At 64.6% G+C, this 6,312-nt stretch carries 5 protein-coding genes and 1 pseudogene; 3 read left to right on the top strand and 3 right to left on the bottom strand.

What is annotated here, in order from left to right:
• The 3 genes and pseudogenes from Q0693_RS01715 to Q0693_RS01705 form a co-directional block, all read right to left on the bottom strand.
• A pseudogene (locus Q0693_RS01715) lies at positions 1–146 on the bottom strand (ABC transporter substrate-binding protein); the annotation flags it as partial.
• A gap of 43 nt (positions 147–189) precedes the next feature.
• Entirely contained in the window at positions 190–570 is a 381-nt protein-coding gene (locus Q0693_RS01710) for a response regulator (RefSeq protein WP_298628698.1), read from the bottom strand.
• The gene (locus Q0693_RS01705) at positions 548–3,487 is read right to left on the bottom strand and encodes an ATP-binding protein (RefSeq protein WP_298628696.1); all 2,940 of its coding nucleotides are present in this window, start codon (positions 3,485–3,487) and stop codon (positions 548–550) included. The genes Q0693_RS01710 and Q0693_RS01705 overlap by 23 nt, the downstream gene beginning before the upstream one ends.
• Positions 3,488–3,587: 100 nt before the next feature.
• Between Q0693_RS01705 and Q0693_RS01700 the strand changes: the two genes are divergently transcribed.
• The 3 genes from Q0693_RS01700 to Q0693_RS01690 form a co-directional block, all read left to right on the top strand.
• A complete protein-coding gene (locus Q0693_RS01700) occupies positions 3,588–4,733 on the top strand; it encodes an acyl-CoA dehydrogenase family protein (protein WP_243030507.1) in 1,146 nt (381 codons plus the stop codon).
• 9 nt (positions 4,734–4,742) lie between these two features.
• On the top strand, positions 4,743–5,486 hold the full coding sequence (locus Q0693_RS01695) for an electron transfer flavoprotein subunit beta/FixA family protein (protein ID WP_298628694.1): 744 nt from the start codon (positions 4,743–4,745) through the stop codon (positions 5,484–5,486).
• 11 nt (positions 5,487–5,497) lie between these two features.
• Positions 5,498–6,312: electron transfer flavoprotein subunit alpha/FixB family protein (locus Q0693_RS01690; RefSeq protein WP_298628693.1), on the top strand; the 815-nt coding region annotated here is incomplete at its 3' end.

Below are 6,312 nucleotides of genomic sequence, written 5' to 3'. Positions count from 1 at the left end.
GCACCCCCATAGAGGGTGTCCAGGCTCTTGGGGTAGCTGGAAACCAAGCGCCAGCGCACCTGAGGCGCCGCCTGGGCAAAAGCCCTATAGGAGAGGCTAGCCGCCAGGCCCACCCCCACCTTCTTGAGGAACTGCCTCCGTTTCATGCCTCCCTCCTTTTCGCTGTATGAGTATACAGGAAGGTACAGGCTAACCCTCGCCTGCCCCTCCGGGCTCCCTTCCCAAAAGCCGCTCCACCTGCGCCAGAAGGGCCTGGGATTCAAAGGGCTTGCCCAAAAAAGCCTGCGCCCCCGCCTCCAGGGCTTCCCGCCGGCTTTTCTCCGAAACGCTGGCGGAAAGGGCCAGAATGGGGGTGGGAAGGCCAAGCCGCCGCACCTCTCGGATCACCTCGAGGCCCGAAACCCCCGGCATCACCAGGTCGCAGACCAAAAGGTCAAAAGGCTGGGAAAGCTTCGCCACGGCAGCCTGGCCCGAAGCCGCCCACTCCACCTGGTGCCCCGCCCGTTCCAGGATGCGGCGCACCAGGTGGGCCACCAAGGGCTCGTCCTCAACCAGCAGGATGCGGGCCATATAGGGGTAGGATAACCCGAAAGAGGCTTCCCTTGCCCTCCTCGCTCTCCACCTCTATCCGCCCCCCGTGGGCCTCCACGATGTGCTTGGAGATGAAAAGGCCCAGCCCAGTCCCCGCCACCCCCCGGGTCTGGGCGTTTTTGGCCCGGACATAGCGTTGGAAAAGCTTGGGAATCTCTTCCTTGGGAATACCCGGGCCGGTGTCTTCCACCTCCACCACCAGGTCTCCCCCCATCTCCTTGGCCGCCAAACGCACCCGGCCTCCTGGAGGGGTGAACTTGAAGGCGTTGGAGAGAAGGTTCCCCACCACCTGGACCATCCGGTCGGGATCCGCCTCCAAAAGGGGCAGGTCCTGGAGTTCCACCGTAAAGGCCACCCCAGAAAGCCGGGCCACCCCCTGAAAACTCCGCGCCAAATCCAGCAACAAGGGCTTGAGATTGACCGGCCTTTTGGAAACCTCAAAGCGGCCCGCCTCGAGGCGACTGGTGTCCAGAAGGTTATCCACCATGGTCTTGAGGCGAAAGGAACTTTCCAGGATTAGGTCCACGGACTCCCTGGCCGCCGGGGAAAGCTCCTCCTCCCTTAAGAGCTCCGCCAAGCCCATGATCACCGCCAAGGGGGTCCTGAGCTCGTGGCTCACCGCGGCGATGAACTCCCCCTTAAGGCGATCCGCTTCCAACCTAGGCCTGAGGTCGTGTAGGTCCACCACAATGCCCCGTACCCGGGGATCCTCCAGGAGGTTCCGTCCCCAGGCCTCCATGGGGATTGGGGTACCGTCGGCATGCAGGACCCGGAACTCCCCCGTGCGCACCTGGTTGGGGGCGGAAAGAAGCTGGCGGAAAAGCCCCTCCGCCAGGGGCCGGTCTTCGGGATACACGAAATCCAGGCCGTGCACCATGCCCCTTTTGTACCCCTCGGGATCGTAGCCCAGCACATGGCGCACGCTGGCGCTCACAAAGCGGATGATCCCCTCCCGGTCCAGCACGTAGATAACATCCTGGGAGTGCTCCAAAAGGGCCTTGAGGCGCTCCTCCTCCAGCTCCAAAAGCTCTAAGAAGCGCGCCTTCTGCACGGACAGGGCCAGGAGGGTCCCCACCTGGGCCAGGCGGGCAAGAAGCCTTTCGGAAAAGCGCCGCTCCTTCCGGTACCCCACCAGCACCGCACCCCGAGCCTCCCCTGCCCCAAAGGGCACCACCAAGGCGCTTTTGAGCCCCAGGGCCTCGGCCAAGGCACAGTCCTCAGGGCCGAGGGTTTCTGCCCTGACGGGAGGAGACGCCCCTTCCTGCCCAACCACCACGTGATCCAGGGCCCTCCGCAGAAGGTTCGGCTGGGGGAGCTCCCCGGGAAGGGCGCAGGTGGCGTAGAGCACCTTGGGTACCCCCTCCACCTCGAGGAAAAAGAGCCCCTCATCGGCGGCAAAAAGGCCCCTGAGGCGCTCCACCACCCCTCGCCCCAAGGCGGCGAGATCCCGCTCCCGCAGGGCCTCCTGGGCCATGTCCACCAGGGCCTGGGTGAAGGCCACCTGGTCCCTGAGGGCCCGCTCCATGCGGGTGCGCTCGGTGATGTCGTGGAGGACCAGGATGCGCATTCCCTCCAACCTTTTCCCCCGCACGCTGAACGTGGCCCCCCCCAGGCCCACCTCCACCCGTCCCCCTTCCAAGGCCGGCTCCAGGCTTGCGGGAAGGTCTTCTAGGGCGATCTCACGGCCTAGACCCAGGGCCTCCCGGGCCCGGCTGTTGGCGTAGCCCTGGTCCCCAAAGAGCACCACCACCCCGTCGGGAAGCTCCTCCAAAATCTCCGAAAGCCGTTTCCTCTCCGCCGCCAGGGCCAAGGACAGCTGGGTCTTCTCCCGGTAGAGCTGGGAGTTCCTAAGGGCTACCCCTGCCACCCCTGCAAGAAGCTCCACATACCGGACCTCCTCCTCGCTCACCGCAGGCCCCCCGGGCCCGTGGTCCACCGCCACCGCGCCCAAGGGCTCATCCTCGGCCAAGATGGGAACAAAGGCCACCCGTGCCCCCACCTCGAGGGCCATATGGGGCGGAAGCTGGTCCCTGTCCACCAAAAGGGTCCTTCCCTCGCGCACCGCCCGTGCCAAAGGGTCCGAGGAAGCCCCAAGGGGAAGGCGGATGCGGCTACGGCCCTCCGTCCAGTAAAGGGCTTCCCCTTTAAGGGTCAAATACCCTTGCAAATAACCGCCCAAGCGGTCCGGCCCTTCCCCTTTGATCAAGGCCACGGTGACCCGGAAAAAGCCAAACCGCTCCGAGAGGGAACGGGCCAGGGTTTCCAGCACCGCGCTGGGCTCCAGGACCCGCCCCACCTCCCGGGCCAGGGTGGTCACGTGGGAAAGCGCCTCCACGTGGCGGGATAGCTGGGCAAAGGCTCGGTTGCGCTCCGCCAAGAGCTCACCGTTTTTGAGGGCCAAGGCGGTGAGCTGGGCCAGGAGGGGAAGGAGGGGTCTTAAGCCTTGGGGAACCCCTTCCAGACTGAGTACCCCCTTAGGGGTAAACCGGGCACAACTGGGGCACACCAGGACCCGGGTTTCCCGGCTCGCCCTGGGCCGTTCCGTACACCGAGCCTCGGGATCCGACCAGCAGTAGGCGGTTTCCTCCCCTACCACGGGCAAAAGCCACTCTTCGCCCCGCTTCACCGGCCCTTCGGCAAAAAAGGCCTCCTGTACAGGCCCCTTGGCATGTAGGGGAAGGGCGATGGAGGAAACCGTGTAATGCCGTCCCCGGCCCGAGGCCACCTCCCCCATAAGCTCCCGGGTTTCCCGGTGGTAGAGGAAAAGGGCCGCCCGCTCTACCCCTTCGTCGGTGGCCACCTCGAGGAGGTTGCGCAATATCTGTACAGGCTCCAAATCCTTTAATAGCGCCCGTTGAAAACGGCCAAGAATCTCCAACTGACCCACGGATCGCATCTAGCTCCAATGGTAGCATGGTGGCGGGGTTGCAAGGGGAGGGGGACAATCTTAGACTGGGTCAAAGAGTAGGGCCCCTGGCCCCTAGGGGAGGAAAGCCATGCCCATAGACTTTAGCCTCACCGAGGAACAACGGCAGCTTCAGGCCCTGGCCCGGCGCTTCGCCAAAGAGGTGATCCTGCCCGTGGCCCAGGAGTACGACGAGAAGGAGGAGGTGCCCTGGCCGGTCATAGAGAAGCTCCACGAGGTGGGCCTCCTGAACGCCATCATCCCCGAGGAATACGGAGGGATGGGCCTCAAGATGCTGGACGAGGTCATCGTGGGGGAGGAACTGGCCTACGCCTGCATGGGCATCTACACCATTCCCATGGCCAGCGACCTGGGGATCACCCCGGTGCTCCTCGCGGGAACCGAGGAGCAAAAGCGCCGTTTCCTAAAGCCGTTAACTGAGAAACCTGCCCTGGCCGCCTTTGCCCTCAGCGAACCCGGCAACGGCTCGGATGCCGCCGCCTTGAAGACCCGGGCGGTGCGCCAAGGGGATCACTACGTGTTAAACGGCACCAAGATGTGGATCAGCAACGGTGGGGAGGCCGAATGGGTGGTGGTCTTCGCTACCCTTAACCCGGAGCTTCGCCACAAGGGGGTGGTGGCCCTGGTGGTGGAGAAGGGCACCCCGGGGTTTAGCGCCGTGAAGATCCACGGGAAGATGGGGCAAAGGGCCTCGGGAACCTATGAGTTGGTGTTTGAGGATGTCAAAGTGCCCGTTCAGAATCGCCTGGGAGAGGAAGGCGAGGGGTTCAAAATCGCCATGAATACCCTCAACAAGACCCGCATCCCCGTGGCCGCGGGCAGCGTGGGCGTGGCCAGGCGAGCGCTGGACGAAGCCAAAAAGTACGCAAAAGAGCGGGAAGCCTTCGGCCAGCCCATCGCGAGCTTCCAGGCCATCCAGTTCAAGCTGGCGGATATGCTGATCGGTATTGAAACCGCTCGCATGTACACCTACTACGCCGCCTGGCTGGTGGACCGGGGTCTTCCCCATGCTCACGCCAGCGCCATCGCCAAGGCCTACGCCTCGGAGATCGCTTTTGAGGCCGCCAACCAGGCCATCCAGATCCACGGGGGTTACGGCTACGTGCGGGAGTTCCCCGTGGAAAAACTCCTGCGGGACGTGAAGCTCAACCAAATCTACGAGGGCACCAACGAGATCCAAAGGCTCATCATCGCCAGGCACATCCTGGCGGAATAGGAGGCGAGGATGAAGTTCATAGCGGTCATCAGACAGGTACCGGACGGGGAAAGCCGGCTCAGGATCCAGGAAAACCGGGTGGATCTCTCCTCCGCCACCCTCATCCTGGACCAGATGGACGAGTACGGGGTGGAGGAAGCCCTCCGCCTAAAGGAGAAGCACGGGGGCGAGGCCATCGTGGTGGGGTTTGGCCCGGAGCGTGCGGAGGAGGCCCTCCGCACCGCCTTGGCCATGGGCATGGACCGGGGGATCCACGTGGTCCATGAGGGCTACGCCGATCCCGTCACCGTGGCCGAGGCCTTAGCCCCTCTGATCCGGGAGGAATCCCCTACCCTGGTCCTGACCGGGGGGCAACAGGCGGACTGGGACAGCCAAGCCCTGGGTGCTGCCTTGGCCGAGGCCCTGGGGGTGCCGGTGGTCCCCTGGACCACCGCCATTGAGCTGGAAGGGGAAACCGCCCGGGCCAAGCACGACCTGGACGAAGGGGCCGAGTGGGTTCGGGTCAAGCTGCCGGCCGTTTTCACCACCCAGCAGGGTCTGAACGAACCCCGCTACCCCACCCTGCCCGGCATCATGAAGGCCAAGAGGAAGGAGATCAAAAAGGTGGCCTTCCAGGGGAATGGCCGGGTGGAGATCCTGGAGGAGACCATCCAGGAAAAGGCCCGGCTGCAGAGGATTCTTGACGGCAAGGACCCCGTGGCGGCAGCGGAGGAACTGGTACGGCTTCTGCATGAGGAGGCCAAGGTTATCTAAAGGAGGCAGGCATGATTCTGGTTGTCCTGGACCACGACGGCACCAAGCTGCGCAAGGGGAGCCTCGAGGCCCTGACCCGGGCCCGTCAGCTGGCCCAAGCCTTGGGGGAGAAGGTGGCGGGGGTGCTCCTTGCGGAAGCAGGAGCCCCTTTAGAAGAGGCCAGAGGGTACGTGGAAACCCTATACGTGGCGGAGCTCGGCCCCTACACCGCCGAGAAATGGGCGGCAGGGATTCTGGAAGCGGCCAAGGGGGGGGTGAAGGCCATCGTGGCCCCTTCCTCCAGGCAAAGCCGCGCCTACATGGGCCGGGTGGCCTACGCCTTGAAGGCCGGGCTTCTGGAGGACACCCTGGAGTCCTGGGCGGAAGGAGGCGAGGTCTACGCCATCCGCTACGCCTACCTGAACCGGGTGACCCAGAAGGTCAAAAGCCCGCCCCCAGTGGCCCTCACCGTCAAGCCCAACACCACCCCCTTGGCCGAACCCTTGGGCCAAGGGGGAGAGGTGGTGGCCCTCCAGGTACCCCCGGTGGCCACGGTGGAGGTATTGGAGAGGGTCCAGGAGGAGAAGAAGGGGGTATCCCTTACCGAAGCGGATGTGGTGGTCACGGGGGGCCGGGGCATGGGCAGCGCCGAGTCCTTTAAACCGGTGGAGGAGCTGGCGGCCCTCCTGGGCGGAGCCGTGGGGGCTACTCGGGCGGTGGTGGATGCCGGCTGGCGGCCCTATGGGGAGCAGGTGGGCCAGACGGGGAAAACCGTCCAACCTACCCTCTACATTGCCCTCGGGGTTTCCGGAGCGGTGCAGCACCTGGCGGGAATGAATAAGAGCAA

This window comes from uncultured Thermus sp., from assembly GCF_938010445.1.
Taxonomy (GTDB): Bacteria; Deinococcota; Deinococci; order Deinococcales; family Thermaceae; genus Thermus; species Thermus altitudinis.
This window is presented reverse-complemented; position numbering and strand designations above follow the sequence as displayed.

Excerpts from the sequence above, each read along its gene's own strand:
- Q0693_RS01710 (WP_298628698.1), bottom strand. The coding sequence starts at position 570 with ATGGCCCGCATCCTGCTGGTTGAGGACGAGCCCTTGGTGGCCCACCTG.
- Q0693_RS01700 (WP_243030507.1), top strand. The coding sequence starts at position 3,588 with ATGCCCATAGACTTTAGCCTCACCGAGGAACAACGGCAGCTTCAGGCC.
- Q0693_RS01695 (WP_298628694.1), top strand. The coding sequence starts at position 4,743 with ATGAAGTTCATAGCGGTCATCAGACAGGTACCGGACGGGGAAAGCCGG.
- Q0693_RS01705 (WP_298628696.1), bottom strand. The coding sequence starts at position 3,487 with ATGCGATCCGTGGGTCAGTTGGAGATTCTTGGCCGTTTTCAACGGGCG.